Consider the following 26,847-nt stretch of genomic DNA (forward strand, 5'->3'; position numbering starts at 1 on the left):
GTTCAACCATGACTCCTTTTGGTAATCCTGTTGTGCCACTCGTGAAAATAACATAAGCCAGATTATTGGATTGAGTATTGGTAACTGGATTATTAGCTGATTCTGTTTCAAGTGTTGCTTTAAAGGTTACTTCATCTAAAGAGATCACATCTGCTGTCAGGTTTTCCAGCTTTTCTGATGTACTTTCCTGCCCTAAAACCAGTCTTGCTCCGGTATCTTTAAGAATATGTTCTATTCTGTCGGCCGGGTAAGACGGATCCATCGGAACATAGGCTGCTCCGGATTTTAATACCGCTAAAATAGCAATCAGCATATTTTCGGAACGGTCTAAACATAATGGCACCAGTTCGTCAGGCTGAAGATCATAAGTAGCAATTAAATGGTTTGCTAATCGGTTGGATCTTTCATTCAGTTCACAATAAGAAAGTTTAACATCTTTGTATACTAAAGCTGTACGGTCTGGCGTTCTCTCCACCTGACTTTCAAACAGTTTCTGGATGGTTTTTTCAGATGGATATTCATTCTCTGTTGAATTCCATTCTTCAGAAATCTTTTTATTTTCTTTTACAGAGATCAGGTTTAATGTACTCAGCCTGATCCTTTCAAGGTTGATCTCATCGGCACCGAAAACCTGATCAAGAAGATACACATAAGAATTGATCATGTTGCTGACCGTTTCTCTTGAGAAAAGGGCTTTAGCATAATTGAAGTAGCCTTTTATTGTTTCTTCTCCATCATCAATCATTGCAGTAAGATCAAATTTGGCCACCTGATACTCTGTCTGTCCTTCAAAAGGATGGAATAATACATTTTTGTTATCTGAATTACCTCCAAAGCTCTGCAATCCAAACATCACCTGGAAAACAGGATGACGGGACATGTCTTTTTCCACTCCCAACTCTTCTACCAACTTCTCAAAAGGAAGATCCTGATGTGACTGTGCCTCTGTAACAGATGCTGATATCTGAAGAATAAAATCTTTAAGGTTCTGCTCCGGATCTATTTTTTCTCTTAAAGCAAAAGTATTGACAAAGAATCCGATTATATCTTCAAGTCCTTCATGATGACGGTTGGCAATAGGGCTTCCTACCAGAACATCATCCTGACCTGAGTATGCTGACAGCATCAGGTAATATCCGCTCAGCATTACGCTGTACAGACTTATTCCGAGTTTTTTTGATGTATTTCTAAGGCCTGCTGCAACTTTTGGGTCAATAGTGAAATCAACAGTATCTCCTTCGTAAGAAACCTGAGCCGGTCTTTTATAATCCGTTGGAAGATTCAGAGTCTGGAAATCATCCAGCTTTCTTTTCCAATATCCAACCTGATTGTCAAGACGTTCTCCTGAAAGATAGTTTCTCTGCCATAATGCGAAGTCTTTGTACTGAATCTTTAATTCCGGAAGCTCAAAATCCTGATTATTAGCTAAAGCATTATACACGGTTTGCAGCTCTCTCAGGAATATATCGGTAGACCATCCGTCAAATGCGATATGATGAATGACAACGGTCAGATAATGATTGCTTTCTAATCTGAAAAGGCTGATGGCTACAGGATATTCTTCATCCAGGCGGAAGATCTTGCCTGAAGCATTGTTGACAGCCTCGTTCAGTTCTTCTTTTGAATAAACATGACGGATATGAATCTCAGGGGTTTTATCCATTACGATCTGATATCCTTTTCCTTCGTCTGTGGAGCGGATAACGCTTCGTAAGACTTCATGACGCATTACAATAGTTTCAAGGGCCCTGCATAGCTTCGGAATATTGATTTTTGCATCAAGACGAACAGCCATAGGAATATTGTACGCATTGCTTCCGCCTTCGTAGTTTTCAATAAACCAAAGTCTTTCCTGAGCAAATGAAAGTCGCTGCTCTTCCGGAGAAGATACTTTTACAGGGGCAATAACATCCTGTTCATTAATATTTTCGCCGGCTAAGGCCTCAGAAAGAGAAGCTACAGTTTTGCGGGCAAATACAACCGTTACACTTACTCTGATATCCAGCACTCTTTTGATATTGCTAATCAGCTTTATGGCCATGATGCTGTTTCCTCCAAGACGGAAGAAATCATCATGAATTCCAATGCCTGAAGCATTTAATCCTAAAACATCACCATAGATCTGACATAATTTTTCCTGCAGTTCATTTTCAGGAGCTATATAGGTTTTTTCTCCTGTAAAATCCGGTTCCGGAAGTGCTCTTCTGTCCAGTTTACCATTGATGGTTACCGGAAGTGATGGTAAATGCACAAAAGCGGTGGGAATCATATATTCAGGTAAAGCTTCAGACAGGAATGCTGTAAGTTGATCTGGTTCTATAGATGTTTCTGAAACATAATAGCCGGCCAGATATTTCATTCCGGCATTATTGTCCCTGGCCAATATTACGGATTGTTTCACACCGGGATACTGCAATAATGTATTTTCTATTTCACCAAGCTCTATTCTGTAGCCGCGGATTTTCACCTGGAAATCATTTCTTCCGATATATTCCAGTTCTCCGTTGGCATGATAGCGTACTAAATCTCCTGTTTTATAAAGGATTCCGTTTTTCCCTTTTTCTTTTTGTTCTAAAGACTGGAATGGATTGCTGATGAAACGTTCTGCCGTAAGCTCGGGTCTGTTTAGGTATCCTCTTGTAATCCCTTCTCCACCAATATAAAGCTCCCCAATAGCTCCTACAGGTACCGGATGAAGATGATTACTCAAAACGTATACCGTAGTATTGTTCAGCGGTCTCCCAATATGGGTATTCTTTCCTTCCGGGTTGACAATAGACGTGATCGTAACTTCTGTAGGCCCGTATGAATTAACCAGCCTGAAGTTTCTTCCGCTTAATTTTTTAAACAGATCTGCCGGCATTGCTTCTCCTCCGGAAATCAATGTACGCAGATTTTTAACCTGGGTAAAGTCTATGCTCTGTAATACCGTTGGCGTAAGGTGTATATAAGAAACGTTATGATTATTAAGGGTTTGTATAAACGTTTCTTCGTTGAGAATTTTTTGGTTTTCAATAAATAATAAGCTGTTTCCTTTCAATACCGCAAGCAATATCTGCTGGATGGATGCGTCAAATATATAGTTGGCAAACTGAAGAATTACTTCCTCATTTCCTAGCTGATAGCGTGAAAACAGGTCCTCAATAAGGTTGATCACTCCTTTATGTTCTACCATTACCCCTTTTGGCAGCCCTGTAGTTCCACTCGTATAGATGACATACGCAAGATGGTTTGATCTGGTTTGAGTAACAGGATTTTCAGCTCCTGAATGTTCAAGTTTATCACATATTTCTTTGCTATCCAACAGAATTGTTTCTGCTATCCGGGACATTTGCTGCTTTTCTTCTACTTCTTCCTGAGTAAGGATGATTTTTGCTCCGGTATCCTGCAGGATATGTTCAATTCTGTCAATCGGATAGGCTGGATCCATCGGAACGTAAGCAGCCCCGGATTTTAATACTGCCAGGATAGCAATCAACAAGTTTTCTGAACGCTCAAGACATAGCGGAACGAGATCATCAGGCTGAAGACCGTAATTTTCAATAAGATAATGAGCCAGGCGGTTTGCTCTTTGATTCAGTTCCCGGTAGGAAAGTTTTATATCCTGAAAAATCAACGCAGTGTTATCCGGAGTTTTTTCTGCCTGCTCTTCAAACATCTTATGGATGGTATATCCCTCAGGACACTCTATTTCTGTAGTATTCCAGTCTATTGTTATTTTCTGATACTGCTCTGAAGTAAGATAGAACAGGTCTTCGGATTTGATATTGGAGGTTTTCAGGATCTGCTCAAGGACAGTTTCCATTCCCTGAAGCAGCTGCTCCATCATATCATTTTCAAATAAGAAGCTGTCATATTTAATCTTTAGCAGCACCTCATTTTCATTTTCATAAGCAACGATTCCCAATGGGTAATCCAGGCGTTCTACGGATTCTTTCAATACAAATCCTAATGTTCCCAGTTCGTTGTCTTCATCTCCGTTAGGTACCGGATAATTTTCATATACGAATAAACTGCTGAAAATTCTGCGTCCATCATGCTGAAGGCTTGCCAGATTGACACTGCTGTGGGTATTCAATTCACTGATTCTGCGCTGAATTTCGGCAATAATATCTATTGCTTTACCCTCTTCATGATTCACAATCAGTGGCAATGTATTGATGTAAAGCCCTACTGAGGATTCTATTCCATCTACCGGAATGCTTCGTCCTGATACGGTAGTTCCTACTACAGTTGTGGCACTATTGCTATATAAGCTAAGCTGTTTATGCCAAAGGAACTGAAGCACCGCATTGACTGTAAGTCCGTTATCAGATGTGAATTTTTTCAGTTTCTGATACTGCTCCCCTACAATCAGCATTTTTACTGCCTGATGATCCACAATATGTTTATATTCAGCAAGATCAATATTTTTCTGAGATTCTTTAACCAGGCAATTCAGGTTTTCCTGATCTTCAAGAAGTCCCATATAGTTTTTCCAGAAGTCTCCGTTCCTGTTTTTATTTTCCTGAAGGAATTTCTGAGCTTCAGCATATGCTGTATCCGTGGCCGGAGAAAGGGCATTTCCTTTGAGTAATGCAAGGTACGCTTCATGAATCATCGTCAGGAATACAGGCATACTCCAGCCATCAAGAATAGCGTGGTGATTACTGAAAAGACAGGTATAATGTTTGTCTGAGCGTTTGAACAAATAGATTCTGAACAAGCTTCCTTTAGACAGATCATATACTTCAAAACGGTCTTTCTGGGTCGTTTCTGCAATTAAAGACTCCTGATCCACTTCGTGCATATCCTGAATATCCTGATAACGCCAGTCCAGTATTCCTTTTTTATCAATAACCTGTACAATCTCTTCGCTCCATTCAAATCTGAGCCTCAGTGTCGGAAGCTGCTCCTGGGTATAGGACCATGCTTTTTTAAGAAGATCAGTATTGATTTCAGCAAGATAATCCCATATGATCTGTACTCTGTAGGCATCGTCCTTGTCACCCTGGCTTAAGGCATGATATACGAATCCTTCATGTAAACTGTTGGCAAGATAAACGCCTTCTACTTCTCCTGATTCCTGAATTTGCATTAATTGTTCCTTTCCAACAATATTTCCTGTATCTGACGGAGTAAGCCAGTTTCTTTTTTCGGCTGTTAATTCATCTACTGTCTGTTCAATATATTCCTTGAATTTTTCTGTCAGAAAATCAGTCTGCTCCTGTGAAAGATATCCTGAGATCCCGAAGCGAAGCTGTCCGTCTGCAATAGCACCGTTTACCGTAATAATATCGTTGTCACAGTTCTTGTCTCCCATAGATTTTCCGCTGTCTTCTCCGGCGATATACCAGTTTTTTTCTCCTGTACTTTCTTCCTGATCAAGCTGCCCGAGATAATTGAAACTGATCTTCGGAAGCTCTCTTTCTGTGTAGCCAACAAGACTTCCGTATCCAATTCCGTTATTTGGAATGCTTCTCAGAGATTCTTTGGTTAGAATCACGGTATCTTTTACATCATTTCCTGCTTTTAGAAGAAGCGGATACATGGAGGTAAACCAGCCAACAGTTTCTGTAATATCCATGTTTCCAAATACATCTTCACGACCGTGCCCTTCAAGCAGAACGGCATGAGCTGATGCTCCCGTAAGGTCTGAAAGTGCTGAAGCCAACGCAGATAGGAGTAAATCATTGATCTGGGTATGATATACATGATGTACTTCCCTGATCAGCTTTTCTGTATATCCTGCATTCACAATAAGGCTGGAAGAATGATATTCCGGAGAGGATAATGCTGTCAGAATAGTATTACTCTCTGCAACTATATCCGTAATGGTATTCCAATAAGAATTTTCTGTTTCTCTGGATTCAGGATCTTCAAGTTTATACCTTTTTATGGCATCAATCCATTGACGGTAGCTGCTTCCTTTTACAGGAACCTCAACGGTATTTCCCTTTTCAAGGGTCTGATAAATATTTTTTAAGTCTTCGGTGATGATTCTCCAGCTTACAGCATCTATGATCAGGTGATGAAGTCCAAAGAAAATTCTTGCGCTTCTATCTTCATAGCCCATTATATATCCAATCTGGAATAATGGCCCCCTCTCAATATCAAACTGCGACTGCCATTCTGTAAGAATGCCTGAAAGTTCTTCCTGTTGTATTCCTGAAACATCCAGATATTTTATTTCCGGTATCGTATTGATTCCGTATTCTTGGGTGTATTTTCCATTTTCTTTGGGATAATAAATTCTGAAGGCATCATGTTTTTCGATAAGCAGTTTGACACTCTGCTCCAGCAATTCTTTGTCAAGTTCAGGAGTTTTAATCAAAAAGGATTGATTCCAGTGATTCAGATCTCCAATATAGCCTTCTTCTGCCAGTTGGAAGAACCATTCCTGAATCGGAAGGAAAGATAAATGTCCTGTAAGCTGTCCCTGTTCTGTCAGAACATGGGTTTGCTCTTCTTTTGCTTTGCTTTCGATCAGTTCGGAAATATTCTGTACTGTTTTTGAAGAAAACACATCTTTAACACTGATTCTTATCTCTAAACGCTGTCTTATTCTGCTAACCAGCTGAATACTGATAATACTGTCTCCTCCTAATCTGAAGAAATCATCATGAATTCCTATTCCTGAAGCATCCAGCCCAAGAACTTCTCCATAGATCTGACATAATTTTTCCTGTAATCCGGTCTGTGGAGCGGTATATTCTTTCCCGCCTGTAAATTCAGGCTCAGGGAGTTGTCTCCTGTCAAGCTTACCATTGATCGTCAACGGTAACGAGTTTAAATGAACAAAGGCTGCAGGAACCATATATTCCGGGAGAACTTCGGATAAAAAAACTTTGATTTTCTCCACTTCCAATGCAGCATCGGAAACGTAATAACCTACAAGGTACTTCATTCCTGCTTTATTGTCTTTGGCAAGAACTACAGCTTGTCTTACTTCCGGGTATTCCAGTAATCTGTTTTCTATTTCGCCTAATTCAATTCTGTAACCACGTATTTTCACCTGGAAGTCATTTCTTCCGATATATTCCAGTTCTCCGTCAGGCAGATAGCGTACTAAATCTCCTGTTTTGTACAGGATTCCGTTTTTCCCGATTTCTTTTTGTTCTAAAGTCTGGAAAGGGTTCTTTATAAAGCGTTCGGCTGTCAGTTCCGGTCTGTTCAGATATCCTCTGGCAATTCCCGCTCCACCCACATAAAGCTCTCCTACAGCTCCTACCGGAACGGCACGAAGATAAGCATCAAGGATATACATCGCCTGGTCAGGGATATTTTCTCCGATCAGAGAGGCTTTATTCAAGTCTTCTATGCTTAATTTTTTATAGGTAACATGGACGGTTGTTTCAGTAATTCCATACATGTTAATCAATTCAGGTTTTGAACGATAACGTTCATACCAAGGTTTTAAAGAGGCAAGATTTAAGGCTTCCCCTCCAAATATCACATATCGTAACTCTGTCAGCTGTTCTTCACGCTGAAGGGCTGTATCAATAAACTGATAGAAAGCGGTTGGTGTCTGATTTAATACAGTAAGCCCTTCTTTCAGGCATAAACTGAAGAATAAATTGGTGTCCTTTGTCTGTTCTGAAGAGGGCACTAAAAGTTTTCCACCATATAATAAAGCTCCCCAAATCTCCCATACGCTGAAATCAAATACATAGGAATGGAATAAGCTCCACACATCCTGATCATTAAACTGATACCAATGATCGGTTGCACTGAAAAGGCGTACTACATTACGGTGTTCCTGCATGACTCCTTTAGGCATTCCTGTCGTTCCACTGGTATAGATCACATAAGCCATGTGATGTGGTTCTGCCTGAGTTACAGGGTTGGAAATACTACTGTTTTCAAGAGCTTCCGTTAATTCCTGGCTATCCAGAATAAGCATAGCTGCAGTTTCACCGCAAGCTTCTCTGACATTTGAGGCAGAACTGTTGTGTGCCAATACTATTTTTGCACCTGTATCATCAAGAATATGTTTAATCCTTTCTACCGGATATGAAGTATCCATCGGAACATACGCTGCACCTGCTTTTAAAACGGCAAGGATAGCGACAAGCATATCTTCAGAACGCTTCAGGCATAATGGCACTAAATCATCCGGCTGAAGATTATAATTTTTAATAAGATAATTTGCCAGGCGGTTGGAACGTTCATTAAGCTCCCGATAAGATAATCTCACGTCCTGATACACTATAGCCGTGTGATCAGGAGTCTTTTCAGCCTGTATTTCAAACAAGCCATGAATGGTATTCTGATCTGAATAGTGGGTTTCTGAAGCCCATAATTTTGATACAGATTGCTGTTGTTCCTGAGAAATAAGGGTTAATTGTGCTAATGTAAGGTTTCGTTTTTCCTTGGTATCTGCTATCTGCTCAAGCAAAAACAGATAGGAATTCATCATATTATTAACTGTTTCTCTGGAGAATATTGATTGAGCATAGTTGAACATTCCGTGAATGGCCTCATCGCTATCATCAATCATGGTCGTAATATCGAATTTAGCCACTTCATAATCTACTTTTCCTGTAAACGGATGAAGGATAGACTGATTACCGGAAAGGTTTTCTCCAAAGCTTTGAAGACCAAACATCACCTGGAATACCGGATGGCGGGATGTATCTTTTTCTACTCCCAATTCTTCCACTAATTTTTCAAACGGAAGATCCTGATGGGATTGTGCCTCGGTTACTGAGCCGGCTATTTGTCTGATAAAGTCTCTAATATTTTGCTCCTGATCAATTGTTTCCCTAAAAGCCAGAGTATTGACAAAGAATCCGATGATATCTTCCAATCCCGGATGATGACGGTTCGCAATAGGGCTTCCTACCACAATATCATTCTGCCCGGAATAAGCGGAAAGCATCAGATAATATCCTCCTAAAAGGACGCTGAATAAGCTTACTCCAAGATCTTTTGAGAGTTCTTTCAGCTTTTGGCTTTGTTCTTCATTAATATGGAAATAAATGCTGTCTCCGCTATAAGACATCTGAGCCGGTCTCTTGAAATCTGACGGCAGATCAAGGTTCTGAAAGCTACTTAGCTTATTTTTCCAGTAATTAACCTGGATATCAAGGCGTTCTCCTGTCAGATAATTTCGCTGCCATAAAGCAAAGTCTTTATACTGAATTTTTAAAGCCGGAAGCTCATGTTCTTTTTCATCTCTAATGGCCTCATACATATGCATAACTTCTTTCAGGAATATCCCTGCCGACCATCCGTCAAATGCAATATGATGAATAACAACGGACAGATAGTACTGATTTTCAAGCTTGAAAATATGGATAATGACGGGCAGTTCCTGGTCCAGATTAAAAATCGTATTGGCAATACGGCTTACTTTCTCTTCCAGTTCGCCCATCGTTTTTACTTCTTCCTGATGGATTACCGGGAGATCATCTATCACAGATTGCCAGCCCAAGCCATCGTCTGTTGTACGGATCACGGAACGAAGTACTTCATGACGCATAACAACCGCATCCAAAGCTTTATATAATACCTCAAGTTCAGTTTTCTTATTCAGACAGAAGACCATCGGGATGTTATAAGCACTGCTTCCGCCTTCATAATTTTCGATAAACCAAAGTCTTTCCTGGGCAAAGGATAATCTTTGTTCTTCCGGAGAATCTATAGTGACAGGAGTAATGACAATCTGCTCTGTGGTATTATTTTCATCTGCTAATACATGAGAAAGAGAAGCAATAGTTTTATGACTGAAAACAGCTGCTACAGCAATTTGTAATCCTAAAACCTGCTTGATCTTACTGATGAGTTTGATGGCCATGATACTGTTTCCTCCTAATCTGAAGAAATCATCATGAATACTGATTGTTTCACATGAAACACCTAAAACTTCGCCATAAACTTCAGATAATTTTCTCTGTAGATCGGTTTCAGGAGCTGTATATACCTTTCCGCCTGTAAATTCCGGTTCCGGTAAAGCTTTTCTGTCCAGTTTACCATTGATTGTCAGCGGTAGAGACTTCAGGTGTACAAATACTGCCGGAATCATATATTCTGGCAAGGATGCTGATAAATGGTCTGAAAGTATATCAGAGTCTATCTCTGTATCAGATACATAATATCCTGCAAGGTATTTCAGTCCTGCCTGATTTTCTTTGGCCAAGACTACAGTTTGCCTGATTTCAGGATATTGCTGCAGTGTATTTTCAATTTCTCCTAACTCAATTCTGTGCCCTCTTATTTTAACCTGGAAGTCATTTCTTCCGATGTATTCCAATTCGCCATTAGCCAGCCAACGGACTAAATCTCCGGTTTTATACAGGCGGTCATTTTCACCTTTTTCTTTCTGTACCTGAGTCCGGAAAGGGTTTGTAATAAAGAGTTCTTGAGTAAGTTCCAGCCTGTTCAGATATCCTCTGGCAATTCCGGCGCCGCTGATATACAGCTCACCTATTGCTCCTTCCGGAACGATACGGAGGTATTGATCCAGAACATAAATGCTCATGTTGTCAATAGCCCGTCCGATGTTTAATGCATTATAATCTTCTTTATAGTGATGTAAAGTAGAACAAACCGTTCCTTCTGTAGGACCATATTCGTTAATAAGAATGATATCCTCAATATTATGGGCTAAAGCCGGGAAGCTTTCACCTCCTGCGAATATCAGTTTCAGGCTTGTTCCATTTTCAACGATTTCTCTTAACAGAACAGGAGGAATAAAGGAAACTTCTATGTTATTTTCATTAATATAACCGTTCAGATCATCAACTGAAGTTCTGTGATCATTGCTGTAAAGCCATAAAGTATTTCCGTTACAAAGCACCGGAAATGCTTCATAGACAAAGGCATCAAAAACGTAATTTGAATAACAGCCTACTTCCTGATATTCTTCAAGTCGGTGTGCCTTTATCATTGATCCAATGAGATTTATCACACCACGATGTTCAATCATTACACCTTTGGGAAGCCCCGTTGTTCCACTGGTGTAAATAACATAAGCCAGATCTGTAGATTGTGTACTGGTTACAGGATTATTAGGATCAGCTGTTTCAAGTATTGCTTTAAAACTTACCTCATCCAACACCATAACATTTGAATGTTCTGTTTTATCGGCTGTATTTTCTTCTGCCAATACTATTTTCGCGCCTGTATCTTTCAGAATATGATGAATTCTGTCTGACGGATATGACGGATCCATTGGTACATAAGCAGCACCGGTCTTTAATATCGCCAGAATAGCAATCAACAAGTTTTCTGAACGCTCAAGGCATAAAGGAACAAGATCATCCGGTTGCAGAGCACAGACTTCGATAAGATGATTGGCCAAGCGGTTGGCTTTTTCATTCAGTTCTCTGTAAGACAATTTAACATTCTGGTATACTAATGCTATATGATCCGGTGTTTTTTCAACCTGATGCTCAAACAGCTCGTGAATCGTCTTTTCTGACGAATATTCTTTGCGGCCAGTATTCCAGTTTTCCGTGATCTTTTTATAATTTTCCTGTGGAACAAGATCTAATTCGGAAAGCAATGTTTTTTCATATTGATCAGTTTCTGCAATCTGATTAAGCAAAAACAGGTAAGAATCGATCATATTCTGAACCGTTCCTCTTGAAAATATTGCTTTGGCATAATTAAACATTCCATGGATATTTTCTCCATTGTCGTCAATCATGGTGGTCAGATCAAACTTCGCTGCCTGATAAGCTAATTCTCCGTCAAACGGATAAAATATAGCTTCTTCATTCCGGATAGCTGCTGTTTCATGCTGTAATCCGAACATCACCTGGAAAACCGGATGCCTTGAAGTATCCTGCTCTATTCCCAGTTCGTCTACCAGCTTTTCAAACGGAAGATCCTGATGAGACTGTGCCTCTGTAACGGATTCTGATACCTGAAGAATGAAGTCTTTAAGGCTTTGTTTCGGGTCTATCTTTTCTCTTAATGCAAGTGTATTGACAAAGAATCCTATGATTTCTTCCAAGCCGGCATGGTGGCGGTTGGCAATCGGGCTACCCACTACAATGTCATCTTGCCCGGAATAGGCGGAAAGCATCAGGTAAAACCCTCCCAGCATTACACTGTAAAGGCTTACACCAAGTTCTTTGGATAGATTTCTAAGCTTTTCCCCCTGTTCTTTAGTCAGATTGAAATACAGATTCTCTCCTTCATATGATATCTGCGAAGGTCTTCGGAAGTCTGTAGGAAGATTGAGGTTCTGGAAGTCGTCAAGTTGATTTTTCCAGTAGCTGATCTGTTGCTCCAAACGTTCTCCTGTAAGATAATCTCTTTGCCATAAAGCGAAATCCTTATACTGGATTTTCAATGCTGAAATTTCGGAAGTTTCACCTTTAACCAGATTGTTATAAATGGTTTGCACCTCATTCAGGAATATATCGGCAGACCACCCGTCAAAAGCAATGTGGTGGATGACAATGGAGATATAATTCTGATTTCCAAACGTAAAGAGTTCTATATGTACCGGAATTTCTTCATCAAGATTAAATACCTTATTAGCGCAATGGTTGATATGCTGATCAAGTTGTTCCCTGGTATGTACTTCTGTTGATTTAATTTCCGGAAGCCATTCTGTAACCACCTGATATCCTACTCCTTCTTCTGTGGTTCTGATCACTGAACGAAGTACTTCATGACGTTTCACCACTGTTTTTAAGGCAGTACATAAAGCATCAATATCAGTTTTTGTATCCAGAACGGCCGCCATTGGAATGTTGTAGGCACTGCTTCCTTTTTCATAAGCTTCTATAAACCAAAGCCTTTCCTGGGCAAAAGATAATCTCTGCTCTTCCGGAGTATTTACTTTACTAGGTTCTATGCTTACCTGCGCTATTAGATTATTGTCTTCCGTCAGGGCTTTTTCCAGAGTAGCAACTGTTTTATTGCTGAATATTTTAGCAACATTTATCTGCTGATCTATATTTTGTTTGATCCTGCTGATCAGTTTAATCGCCATGATACTGTTTCCTCCTAATCTGAAGAAATCATCATGGATGCTGATGTTTTCAGTATGTAATCCCAGTACTTCTCCGTAGATCTCTACAAGCTTTTTCTGCAGGTCATTTTGAGGAGCGGTGTATTTTTTATTTTCAGTAAATGCGGGTTCAGGAAGCTGTTTTCTGTCAAGTTTACCATTGATTGTCAGTGGTAATGCTGTTAAATGCACGAATGCAGGAGGCACCATGTATTCCGGAAGTGTTTCTGACATAAATTCTGAAATCAGACGAGTGTCTATATCTCTGTCAGCAACATAATATCCCACAAGATATTTCAGTCCGGCATTGTTTTCTTTCACAAGAACTGTTCCCTGGCGGATTCCTGGATACTGAAGCAACCTGTTTTCGATTTCTCCCAATTCTATACGGAATCCTCTTATTTTTACCTGGAAGTCGTTCCTTCCGATATAATCAATATTTCCGTCCGGAAGCCAGCGTACAAGATCTCCGGTTTTATAAATCCTGCTGTTTTCCCCCTTGTTTTTTTGTTCTTCTGTCTGGAAAGGATTATGGACAAATCGTTCTTCGGTAAGATCAGGTCTGTTCAAATATCCACGGGCTACTCCGATTCCACCTATATAAAGCTCTCCTACAGCACCTACAGGAACGGGACGGTAAAACTGATCCAGAACATATACGCTTGTATTATTGAGCGGACGCCCAATGCAGTTGATCTCACGATTGGTATTGACAAGAGATGTAATGGTTGCTTCTGTAGGCCCGTAAGAGTTGACAAACAGGAAGTTTTCATTTTTCAATTTGTTATGCAGGTCTGCCGGTAAAGCTTCTCCTCCGGAATCTAATGTACGTACACTTTCTACCGTTGTAACATCTATATTTTGCAATACAGAAGGGGTAAAAGGGAGATAGGTTACTTTATTATCTTTTAATTTTCTGATGTATTCCTCTTCATTCAGCATTTCCTGGTTGTCTATGAACAGTAATTGACAACCGTTCAATAAACCTAAGAAAATCTGTTCTACCGAGGCATCAAATACATAGTTGGCAAACTGAAGAATGATTTCGGATTCATGCAGATCATAACGGGCATAAAGGTCACTCACCAGGTTTATCACTCCTGTATGCTCTATCATTACTCCTTTAGGCATTCCTGTTGTTCCGCTGGTGTAGATCACATAGGCCAGATCATCTGCCTGAGTTCGGGTGACCGGATTATCAATATTGCTGTTTTGAAGCTTTTCTATCAGTTTTTCATCATCTAATAGCAGAATTTCTGCTTTTTTCGAGTGAATTTCATTGAATTTCACCTCAGCACTTTTCTGAGTGATCACTATTTTCGCTTGTGTATCCTGAAGAATGTGTTCAATCCTATCAGTTGGATAGGTCGGATCCATCGGAACGTAAGCTGCTCCGGATTTTAATACAGCTAAAATGGCGATCAACATGTTTTCTGAACGCTCCAAGCATAAAGGTACAAGATCATCCGGCTGGAGATTGTATGTATCGTTCAGATAGTTGGCAAGGCGGTTTGCTCTTTCATTAATCTCTTTATAGGATAAGGTTACCTCCTGATGTACCAACGCGATACGATCCGGTGTTTTAGCTGTCTGAGCTTCAAACATACTTTGGATTGTTTTCCCGGTTGGGAATTCAGTCCAGGTATTATTCCAGTCTATTGTTATTTTTTCATGATCTTCTGAGGTGATATAAGACAGATCTTCGGAAATCATTTCAGGTGTTTCCAATAGCTGGTTCAGAACGGTCTTCATTCCTTCCAACAGCTGATTCATCATGTTTTTTTCAAACAGATATCCCTCATAACTTATCACCAGAGAAACTTTCTCATCGCGTTCAAAAGCTGTAACTCCCAGTGGGTAATCCAGTCTTTCTACGGCATCCCTGAATACAAATCCTAGTTCATTGTTATTTTCTCCCTGAGGAACAGGATAGTTTTCATAGACAAATAAACTGCTGAAAATTCTACGCCCCTCACGCTGAAGATTCGCCAGGTTCACATCACTATGACTGTTAAGCTCACTGATATTCTCCTGAATCTTTACAATCTGGTCTTTTACTTTACCTCCTTCATGGGTTACAATTAATGGTAAGGTATTGATATAAAGTCCCGCAGAAGATTCTATTCCATCAACAGGAAGATTCCTTCCGGATACCGTAGTTCCTACTACAGTCACTTCTGCATTACTATAAATCTTCAACTGGCTATGCCACAAATACTGCAGAACAGCGTTTACAGTAAAGCCATTTGTCTGGGTAAATTCTTTTAATTGCTGATACTGCTCACCTTCTATCAAAAGTTCTGCATCCTGATGATCTTTGATATGTTTATAAATCCCAAGATCCGTTTGTCTTTCGCTTTCCTTCAATAAATTAGTCAGATCCTCCTGATCTTCAAGCTGATCCATATAGCTTTTCCAGAAGCTGCTGCTGAGTTCTTTATTTTCCTGCAGGTATTTCTGGGTATCTGTATACGCTGTATCTACAACAAGCTCAGGCTGATAATCTTTGTTCAGCTGAAGATAAGATTTGTGAACACTATTCAGAATAACAGGCAAGCTCCATCCATCCAGAATCGCATGATGATTGCTCAGCAGGCAGCTGTAATGATTTTCTCCTCTTTTGAAAAGGTAAACCCTGAACAGATTGCCTTTGGATAAATCATAACCCTCAAAACGGTCTTTTTGTATTATTTCTTCAATCAGAGTGTTCTGGGCCTCATCATTAATTTTGCTGATGTCCTGATATCTCCAGTCCAGATTGCCTTTTTTATCAATAACCTGAACGATCTCTCCATTCCAGTTAAATCTTATTCTCAACGCAGGATAGCGTTTCTGGGTAAGCTCCCAGGATTTTTTCATGTTTTCAGGACTGATTTCTGCAAAATAGTCCCAGATCAACTGTACACGGTAGGCATCATCTGTTTCTCCCTGATTTAAAGCATGATATACAAATCCCTCCTGTAAACTGTTAGCCAGATAAACTCCTTCTATTTCACCATCTTTCTGAATATCTTCGAGCTGACTGTCTTCAACAATATAATCTACATCGGATGGCGTCAGGAAGCTTCTGTCTGCCTGGGAAAGCCGGTGGACAATTTCCTCTATTTTTGTTTTAAAAGATTCTGAGAAAAGGCTCATCTGCTCATCTTTCAGATAACCGGCAATCTTAAACTGCAGCTTACCTTCTATTACAGCGCCATTGATGCTGATATAATGACTGTCTTTATTTTTACTTCCAATACTTAAACCGCTGTCTTCTGAGGCAATAAACCAACTTTTTGCTCCGGTTTCCTGATCCAGCTGTCCCAGATAATTAAAACTGATTTTAGGCAATTCACGCTCTGTATAACCTATAAGGATTCCATAACCGATTCTGTTGTGAGGAATGCTTCTCAGTGTTTCTTTAGTCTGTACTACAGTATTTAACCAATCTTTACTTTTCTTTAAAGACAACGGATACATGGAGGTAAACCAGCCTACTGTTTCCGTAATATCAAGATGGTTGAATATTTCTTCACGGCCATGACTTTCCAGCACAACGGAATGATTTTCATGTCCTGTAAATTCTGAAAGCGAGAGAGATAATGCAGAAAGCAGCACATCATTGATCTGCGTGTTGTAAACATGATGAATTCCTCTGATTAACTTTTGAGTGATTTCTTCGGATATCATCAATTGATTTTGCTGGTAATTCTCACCAATAAAATTTTCCAGATTTCTGTTGTTCTCTTCAGCAGTATCTGCAATGGTATTCCAAAATGAATGCTCCTCTTCCTGAGATTCCGATCTGTACGTTTTTACAGTTGCTGCCCACTGACGGTAGCTGGTTCCTTTGGTATGGGATGCAATCGTTTTTCTTTCTCCTTTTTCAAGGGACCGGTAAATATTTTTTAAATCTTCGGTTATAATTCTCCAACTTACTGCATCTATAATCAGGTGATGGAATGCAAAATAAATCCTCGCACTAGCATCCTGATAGCCATCAACATATCCAACATTATATAACGGACCTCTTTCAATATCAAAATGAGACTGCCAATCCGTAAAAACTTTTGATACTTCTTCCTCGTTCAGACCTGAAACATTGAGGTAATTGATTGAAGGGGCTTTCGCTTCACCATACTTTTGAATATATTTTCCGTGCTTATTTTGATACTGAAGTCTGAAGGCATCATGCCTTTCGATCAGATATTTTACAGATTGTTCCAGCAGCTCTTTATCAAGTTGAGGAACATAGATCAGGAATGCCTGGTTCCAATGGTTGAAATCTTCTAAATATCCTGATTCTATTTGGCTGAAAAACCATTCCTGTATTGGTAAAAGTGGAACTTCTCCCTGTAATAATCCCTGTTCTGAAACGATATGGTTTTCCTCCTCTTTCTTTTTATTTTCTATCAGTAAAGCCAGAGAAGCTGTGGTGCGGGCAGCAAAGACTTCTTTAACACTCAGTCTCACTTCCAATTGTTGACGGATTCTTCCCACCAGCTGAATGCTGATAATACTGTCTCCTCCTAATCTGAAGAAATCATCATGAATGCTGACACTGTTTGGAGAAAGGCCCAACACTTCACCATAAATCTGACATAATTTTTTCTGCAGCTCTGTTTCCGGAGCTGTATATTCTTTATTTCCTGTAAAATCAGGTTCAGGCAATGCTCTTCTATCTAACTTCCCATTGATTGTCAATGGTAAAGACGTTAAGTGGACAAATGCTCCCGGAACCATATATTCAGGTAATGATTCTGATAAATGCTCTGAAAGTAATGCTGAATTTATGGGATTTTCAGAAACATAATAGCCTGCAAGGTATTTTAACCCTGCTTTATTTTCCCTAGCCAATACTGCTGACTGGCGAATTCCAGGATAGGTTAACAGTTTATTTTCAATTTCACCTAATTCGATTCTATATCCGCGGATCTTTACCTGGAAATCGTTTCTTCCAATATATTCCAGCTCACCATTCGGCAGCCATCGTACAAGGTCTCCGGTTTTATATAATCTTTTGTTCTCCCCTTTTATCTTCTGTTCTCCGGTCTGGAAAGGATTGATGATAAAACGTTCTTCCGTAAGATCAGGTCTGTTAAGATAACCTCTGGCAATTCCTGCTCCTCCAACGTACAGCTCTCCCACTGCACCTACTGGAACTGGTCTTAAATGTTGATCTAAAACATAAACATTCACATTCCCGATCGGACCTCCGATATTTAATGGATTTTCATCTTCGTTATAATGGTGTAAAGTTGCACATACGGTACTTTCTGTTGGGCCATAAGCGTTAACCAGATCTACTCCATGTTCTTTATACAGAGCCATAACCTGCGGATTGGTGATGTCCCCGGCAACCAAAAGTGTCTCCAGCGGAAGAATGTATTCTTTGGTTAGTAAAACAGGAGGAATAGTAGCAACTTTAATATCATTTTCTCTTATATATTGTTGTAATACAATCAGATCCGTCTGTGTTTCTTTATTCAGAAGATGTATGGTTTGTCCATGAACAAGAGCAGGATATAACTCAGCAACATGGGCATCAAATACATAATTGGCATACCAAAGGCAGTTTTTCTGCGGAACCGAAAGCTCAGAGATGAATCCATATTCTCTGGCATGCTGCTGTATCAGATTGGCTACTCCTTTATGCTCTATCAATACACCTTTAGGCATTCCGGTGGTTCCACTGGTGTAAATGACATAAGCTAAATGATTGGGATTAACTTTGGTAACAGGGTTATTAGCATCAAATGTTTCAAGTGTTGCTTTAAAGATAACCTCATCCAAAGCAATAGCGTTAACACCCTTATTTTCCAGCTGTTTCATTGTGCTTTCCTGGCCTAAAATGACCTTAGCTTTTGTATACTGAAGAATGTGTTCAATTCTTTCGGATGGATAGGACGGATCCATAGGAACATAAGCTGCTCCGGTTTTTAATACAGCCAGCATAGCCATCAGCATATTTTCGGAGCGTTCCAGACACAAAGGAACCAAATCATCCGGCTGTAGATGGTAAGTACTGATTAAATAATTCGCCAAACGGTTTGATCTTTCATTCAGTTCCTGATAAGACCATTCAATATCCTGATATACTAAAGCTGTGGCATCAGGCGTTTTTGTCACCTGATCTTCAAACAATTGCTGTATTGTTTTATCAGTGGCATATTCAGACCCTGTTTCGTTCCATCCTTCCGTCATCTTGCTATAATCTGAATCTTCCAGAAGACGGAATTTATTGATTTTTATGTTTTTATCACGACTCTCTCCTATTGCAGCCACCTGATCTAGAAGCAGAATATAAGTGCTCTGCATTCTCAGAATCGTTTCTTTTTTGAAAAGAGAGGTCGCATAGTTGAATATTCCCCTGATCGTTTCTTCCCCATCATCAATCATAGTGGTCAGATCAAACTTCGCTGCCTGATAATTGATTTCATGATGCAGAGGAGTAAATAGACCTTCATTGTTGATATTCACTCCAAAGTTCTGAACGCCGAACATTACCTGGAAAACCGGGTGTTTTGAAGCATCTTGTTCTATATCCAACTCATCCACCAGTTTTTCAAAGGGAAGTTCCTGATAAGATTGGGCTTCTGTTACTGATTTTGAAATCTGAAGAATAAAGTCTTTAAAATCCTGTTCTGCACAGATCCTCTCCCTCAGCGCCAATGTATTCACAAAGAAACCGATCATATCTTCAAGACCTTCATGGTGGCGGTTGGCAATAGGGCTTCCTACAACAATATCATCCTGGCCTGAATAAGCAGAAAGCATCATATAATATCCTCCCAACATCAGGCTGTACAGACTCACTCCCCATTCTCTGGAAAGCTTTCTCAATCCTGAACCCATTTCCGGGGGAAGACTGAAATGGACTGTAGCACCGTCGTAAGAGATATTTGCAGGTCTTTTGAAATCTAAAGGCAGACTAAGAGCTTCAAAATCTTCAAGATTACTTTTCCAGTAGGTAATCTGCTTCTCCAATGTTTCGCCTGTAAGATGTTTTCTCTGCCATAAAGCAAGGTCCTTATATTGAATTTTTAATTCCGGAAGCTGAGGATTTTCTCCTTTAACAAGAGCGCTGTATATGGTTTGTATTTCTTTTAAAAACAGATCTGCAGACCATCCGTCAAATGCAATATGATGAATCACAACAGACAGACAATGATCTTCTTTCCATCTGAAAACAGTAATCTCTACCGGAAGTTCTTCTTCCAGGCGGAATACTTTATGGGCACATTGATCTATGCTTTTCCCAAGTTCCTCTTTGGTTTCAACTTCTGCATACCTGAGTTCAGGGATAAGATCTGTAACAACCTGATAGCCGGTTCCATTTTCTGCAGTTCGGATCACGGAACGAAGCACTTCATGGCGCATTACCACTGTCTCTAATGATCTCTGAAGAACATCCAGCTGTATTTCTCTTCCCAATCTGAAGACCATCGGAACATTGTAAGCACTGCTTCCGCCTTCAAAATTTTCAATAAACCATAGCCTTTCCTGAGCAAAAGACAATCGCTGCTCTTCCGGAGAGGATACTTTTATTGGACTCATAGTTTCCTGAACACCTGTATCAATCTTACTACCAGAGACATGAGAAAGGGAAGCTACCGTTTTATGGGTAAATACAGCCGCTACTCCTATTGATATGCCCAGAGTTTTTTTGATGCTGCTGATCAATCTGATGGCCATGATACTGTTTCCTCCCAGACGGAAGAAATCATCATAAATTCCAATGACTGAAGCATCCAGGCCAAGAACATCCGCATACACCTGACATAATTTTTCCTGCAGCTCGTTTTCAGGGGCTGTAAATTCATTGCTTATCGTAAATTCTGGTTCAGGGAGCTGCTTTCTGTCTAATTTTCCATTAATAGTCAATGGAAGTTGCTCAAGATGTACATAAACACTCGGAATCATATATTCCGGTAAGGTTTCTGCCAGGAATTCTGAAATTTCATGAGATTCTATAGCAGAATCAGATACATAATATCCGACAAGATATTTCAGTCCTGTTTTATTGGTTTTAGCAAGAACTGCTGACTGGCGAATTGCCGGATTTTGTTGCAGCTTATTTTCAATTTCTCCAAGCTCAATTCTATAACCACGGATCTTTACCTGAAAGTCATTACGCCCGATATATTCAAGCTCTCCGACAGCATGGTATTTTACTAAATCTCCTGTTTTATAAAGCTTTTCATTCTTACTTTTCTCTTTTTGGTCTTCTGTTTGAAAAGGATTTGAGATAAAACGCTCAGCTGTCAGCTCTGGTCTGTTCAAATAGCCGCGTGCAATCCCATCTCCCCCAAGATAAAGTTCTCCCACAGCTCCTATGGGAACCGGACGAAGAAGTGCATCCAGCACATACACAGAGGTGTTTCCTACAGCATGCCCGATCAAATGGACATCACCATGCTCTACTTTTTTGTAGGTTGCATAAATTGTGGCTTCTGTAGGCCCATACAAATTATAAAGACTTGTATATTCTGACCAGTATTTTCCGGTTTCATAGTCACACGGTTCACCAGCATACAGTAATCCTTTCAAGTCCGGATATTCAATACGAGGAAGAACAGATAACATTACCGGAGGCAGATATGCGTAGGCTATTTGATGGTCGAGTAAATATCTGCTTATCGAATCTGCATCTTTTTTAATGGTTTCATCTAAGATATGCAGTTCATTTCCGTACAACAGGGCATTAAAAAATTCTGATACCGATACGTCAAATACATAAGAAGTATACGCTGTTATCTTCTCGGTTTCACTGAAACCATAAGCATCTCTTATCTGAGTCACTACATTTACCACACTTCTGTGCTCAATCATTACCCCTTTAGGCATTCCCGTCGTTCCACTGGTATAGATCACATAAGCCAGCTTATCTGATTTATTTTCAGTCAAAGGGTTCTCGGCATTGCTCTTTTCAATAAAATCCCTGAAAGAAACCTCATCCAATGAGATAATGTTCTTGGTAAGGTCTATATTCTGTATTTTTTCAGATATTTTTTCCTGAGTAAGGATGATTTCGGCATTGGTATCATCCAAAATATGTCTTATTCTGTCTGCCGGATAAGAAGGATCCATAGGAACGTAAGCTGCTCCGGTTTTTAAAACAGCAAGAATGGCAATAATCATATCTTCAGACCGTTCCAAAAATAAAGGAACCATATCTTCAGCCTGAAGATTGTAGGTATCCATAAGATAATGGGCAAGGCGGTTTGCCCGCTCATTCAACTCGTGATAAGATAATCGGACATTCTGATATACCAATGCTGTACGATCCGGATTTTTTTGTACCTGATCTTCAAATAAGCCGTGAATCGTCTGTATTTCAAGGTTGTTTATTCCTGATATATTCTGATCTTCTATGATTTTTTTATGATCCTCTTTTGTCATAAAAGAAAGACCACTTATCTTACAGCTTTCTTCTTTTATATTTCTGAGCTCTACAAGCTGTTCAAGAAGCAGTATATAAGTATTCTTCATACGCAGAACCGTATCTCTGTTGAAAAGTGATACTGCATAATTGAATATTCCCCGTACTTCTTCTCCATGATCATCAATCATCATGGTCAAATCAAACTTTGCAGTTTGATAATTGATATTGCCGTCAAAAGGAAGAAGAACCGCTTCATCCTCATGGGCAGAATAAATTCCTTCTTCAAAGCTCTGAAGTCCGAACATCACCTGGAAAATCGGATGGCGGGACATATCCTGATCTATTTTCAGCTCTTCTACCAGCTTCTCAAAAGGAAGATCCTGGTGAGACTGTGCCTCCATTACGGATTGGGAAACCTGTAAAATAAAATCTTTGAGCTCCTGATCAGGATCAATTTTTTCTCTTAATGCCAATGTATTAACAAAAAGACCGATAATATTTTCAAGGCCTGCATGATGACGGTTGGCAACAGGACTTCCGACAACAATGTCATCCTGCCCTGAATAAGCGGACAACATCAGTGAATAGCCACTCAGCATCACGCTGTATAAACTTACTCCCAGTTCTTTTGAAAGCTCTCTCAGATCTGTCACAAGATCGGTTGGGAAGCTAAAATATTCCGTCGCTCCTTGGTAAGACGTTTGTGCCGGTCTTTTAAAATCCAGTGGAAGATCAAGGGTCTGAAATTCATTAAGCTTATCTTTCCAGTAAAGAATTTGCTGATCAAGTGTATCTCCTTTAAGATAGTTTCTCTGCCATAAGGCAAAGTCTTTATACTGAATATTTAAAACCGGAAGTTCTTGTGTTTTTCCTGTTGCAAGGCTGTGATAAATCCTGTTAATTTCTTTGATAAAAATATCCGTAGACCACCCATCAAAAGCGATGTGGTGAACTACAACAGATAAGTATTTCTGATCTTTCAGCCTGAAAAGGGCCACATTCAATGGAAGTTCCTCCTCTAAACTAAAAATTTTATGATTGACAGTATTGATCTCCTCATCAAGTTCTTCCCTCGTTTGAACCTCTTTTACAGAAAGCTGAATATTCTGGTCTGTAACTACCTGATATCCTATTCCCTCTTCTGTTGAACAGATCATACTGCGCAAAACCTCATGACGCTGAATCAACACTTCAAAAGACTGCTGAAGAAGTTCTGTCTGAACATGGGTTCCCAGCTTAAATACCATTGGAATATTGTAGACATTACTCCCTTCTTCAAATTTTTCAATAAACCAAAGTCTTTCCTGGGCAAAGGATAACCGTTGATCTTCCACTGATGTTACTCTAAAAGGGGTAATTTTTTCCTGTTTATCAATATTATTTTCTCCGCTTAAAATTTCAGCTAAAGAAACAATGGTTTTATGGCTGAACACCATAGCTACATTGGCCTGCAGCTTCAACTCGTACTGTATTTTGCTGATCAGCTTTATTGCCATGATACTGTTTCCTCCCAAACGGAAGAAATCATCATAAATACTGATCGTTTCGCTATTCAACCCAAGTATTTCCCCATAGATCTGACATAGTCTTTCCTGCAGTTCATTCTGGGGAGCAGTATATTGTCTGTTTCCTGTAAATTCAGGCTCTGGAAGCTGTTTCCTGTCTAGTTTTCCGTTAACAGTGAGCGGTAGTTCCGTGAGTTGTACAAAAGCTCCGGGAATCATATACTCCGGAAGGGATCCCGAAAGGAAGACTGTCAGCTCTTCAGTATTTAATTCTTCATCAGAAACATAGTATCCGGCCAGATACTTCATCCCGGTTTTGTTTTCTTTTACCAGAACTACAGATTGTTTTACTCCCGGAAACCGGGAAAGTTTATTTTCTATTTCTTCCAGCTCGATCCTGTATCCTCGGATTTTTACCTGAAAGTCATTACGTCCGATATATTCGATATTCCCATCAGGAAGCCAACGTACAAGGTCTCCGGTTTTGTACAGTCTTTCTTTGTCGCCCCGAAAAGGATTATCTATGAAACGTTCAGCTGTCAAATCCGGACGATTCAGGTAGCCTCTTGCAATTCCCGCTCCGCCAAGGTAAAGCTCACCAACCGCTCCTATGGGAACAGGCTGAAAATCATTCTCCAGAATATAAGCCGTGGTATTACCTACTGGACGTCCGATAAGATGTACATCCCCATGCTGTATTTGTTTGTAAACTGCATAAATAGTAGCTTCTGTAGGTCCATACAGATTATACAGTTTTGTATACTCTGACCAGTATTTCCCTGTTTCATAGTCACAAGGTTCACCGGCATAAAGTAATCCTTTTAAAGATGGATATTCTATACGTGGCAATACGGATAACATGACTGGCGGAAGGTAGGCATAAGCTATTTGATTATCAATCAAATAACGACTTATCAAATCTGCATCTTTTTTGATGTTTTCTCCCAATATGTGCAGTTCATTTCCATACAATAAGGCATTGAAGAATTCTGATACGGACACATCAAAAACATAGGAAGTGTATGCTGTAATTTTTTCTCCTTTACTATTACCATAGGCATCTTGCACCTGATCTACCAGATTCGCTGCGTTTCTGTGCTCTACCATTACGCCTTTTGGCAGACCTGTAGTTCCGCTGGTATAGATTACGTAAGCCAGATTATCAGGCCTAACCTGTATAGAAAGATTATCAGGATTCATCCCCTCCAATTTATTTTGAAAAGCATAATCATCCAGTGCTATTATATCTGAAATAGCAGCCTGTGCCTTATCTATGATTGAATTCTGTGTCAGTACTATTTTTGCCTGGGTATCCTGAAGAATATGCTCAATCCTGTCTGAAGGATATGACGGATCCATGGGTACATACGCCGCTCCTGACTTTAATACAGCAAGAATGGCAATCAGCATATTTTCAGAACGTTCCAAACATAAGGGAATCAAATCATCAGGCTGAAGATCATACATTTTAACAAGATAATTCGCAAGGCGGTTTGACCGTTCATTGAGCTCACGGTAAGAAAGTGTAGTGGTATGATATACCAAAGCCGTCTGGTCCGGTGTTCTTTCTACCTGCTCTTCAAATAACTGATGAATGGTTTTATCCGAGGGATTATCTGAACCTGTATTATTCCAATCATGAATAATCGTTTGAAAGGTTTCTGAATCTAAAAGCTTATAATTACTTATAGAATTCCCGGGATTTCCTTCCAGCAGATCTTCAAGGATTTCAACAAATAATCGCTGATACATTTCCGTAAAATTGAATACCAGTTCAGTGCTAAGATCCTGATTGGCATACCGAACCTTATAATTAAGCTGTCCGTTTCGTACTTCCTGCTCAAATGATAATTTACCTACCAGATCGACATTCAGATCACTGTTGATAATCACATCACTCGCCCCTTCATAATGAATCACCACATCTTTCAGACTGGTTTGTACAAATCCATATTCTAAAATATCTGATGTAGGGGCATAGCTGATCAGTTCTTCAACGGGAAAATATCGTGCTTTGCTTATTTTTAACTGATTGGTATATTCTATATTCTGATCAATCAGATCCTGAAGTGAAGTATCTTTACTGAACCGGTATCCTTTTAAAACCGTATTAATATGAGCTCCAAAGATAAAATCCTGGCCTTCTGTAATTCCGACAGGATAATTAATCACAAGATTATCTACTCCTGAAATTTTGTGCAGTAAGACAGCTAATACCAATTGCCCATAGGTATAAGGCGTAAGTTTGTATTTTGATGTTAATTGTCTTACTTTAGAAAATATAGATTCGGAAATGCTAAAACGAAGCTCGCTTACCGGATTTTTAGGAAGTGGCTTATTTCTTTTGGATGCTGATTCTAAAGGTTTGGTCTTTAAAAATTTAAAACCAATATTCTCCACCTCATTCAGATTGGCTTTCCAGAAATCTGACATTTCTGATTTTCCTTTTAGTAAAGTATCTTCAAGCTGGATTCTTAAATTGTCATATAATTTTGCCTGTTCATTAATGTTGATCGGGTTTTCATAGGCGGGGTCGTTGTAATATGTACTCAGCTCTGTATAGATACTATTCGCACTCAGCCCATCCACCAGAATATGGGAAAAGATATGGATAATCCTATACCCTCCGTTATCTAACTGAATTGCATAAAATCTGGCTAGTTGCTCTTTTTCGAGATCAAAAGGTTGTAGTGCAAAATCAAGTATTTCTTCAATGCTAAGCTCCTGAGGAATAAATGTTAATATCTGATCATTTTCCGAAAGTAAGGGTCTGCGTTTCCAGAACAGATCTCCGGATTGGGAGATCACATTGCTGTTTACCAGCAATTGATTATTAACAAATCTTATCAGGCTTATATTCAGTCTTTGGATGTCTATAGAGCCAGACATAGACTGGTCAAATATAATATTATAATCGCTTCGGGAAGGATTAAGCATCCATTCATTAAAAAAAATCGACTGGTATGGGGTTAGCTTCATAAGGAATGCTTCCATAGGATAAAAGGATATTAGGTAGTTAGATTGAG

Annotated in this window: 1 protein-coding gene; it reads right to left on the minus strand. The window is 39.6% G+C overall.

The window, feature by feature from the left end; translation table 11 throughout:
• Positions 1-26,815: non-ribosomal peptide synthetase (locus FW781_RS20200; protein ID WP_149389074.1), on the minus strand; the 26,815-nt coding region annotated here is incomplete at its 3' end.
• Positions 26,816-26,847: the final 32 nt, after the last annotated feature.

Origin of the sequence: Chryseobacterium panacisoli, from assembly GCF_008274625.1 — a bacterium.
GTDB lineage: Bacteria > Bacteroidota > Bacteroidia > Flavobacteriales > Weeksellaceae > Chryseobacterium > Chryseobacterium panacisoli.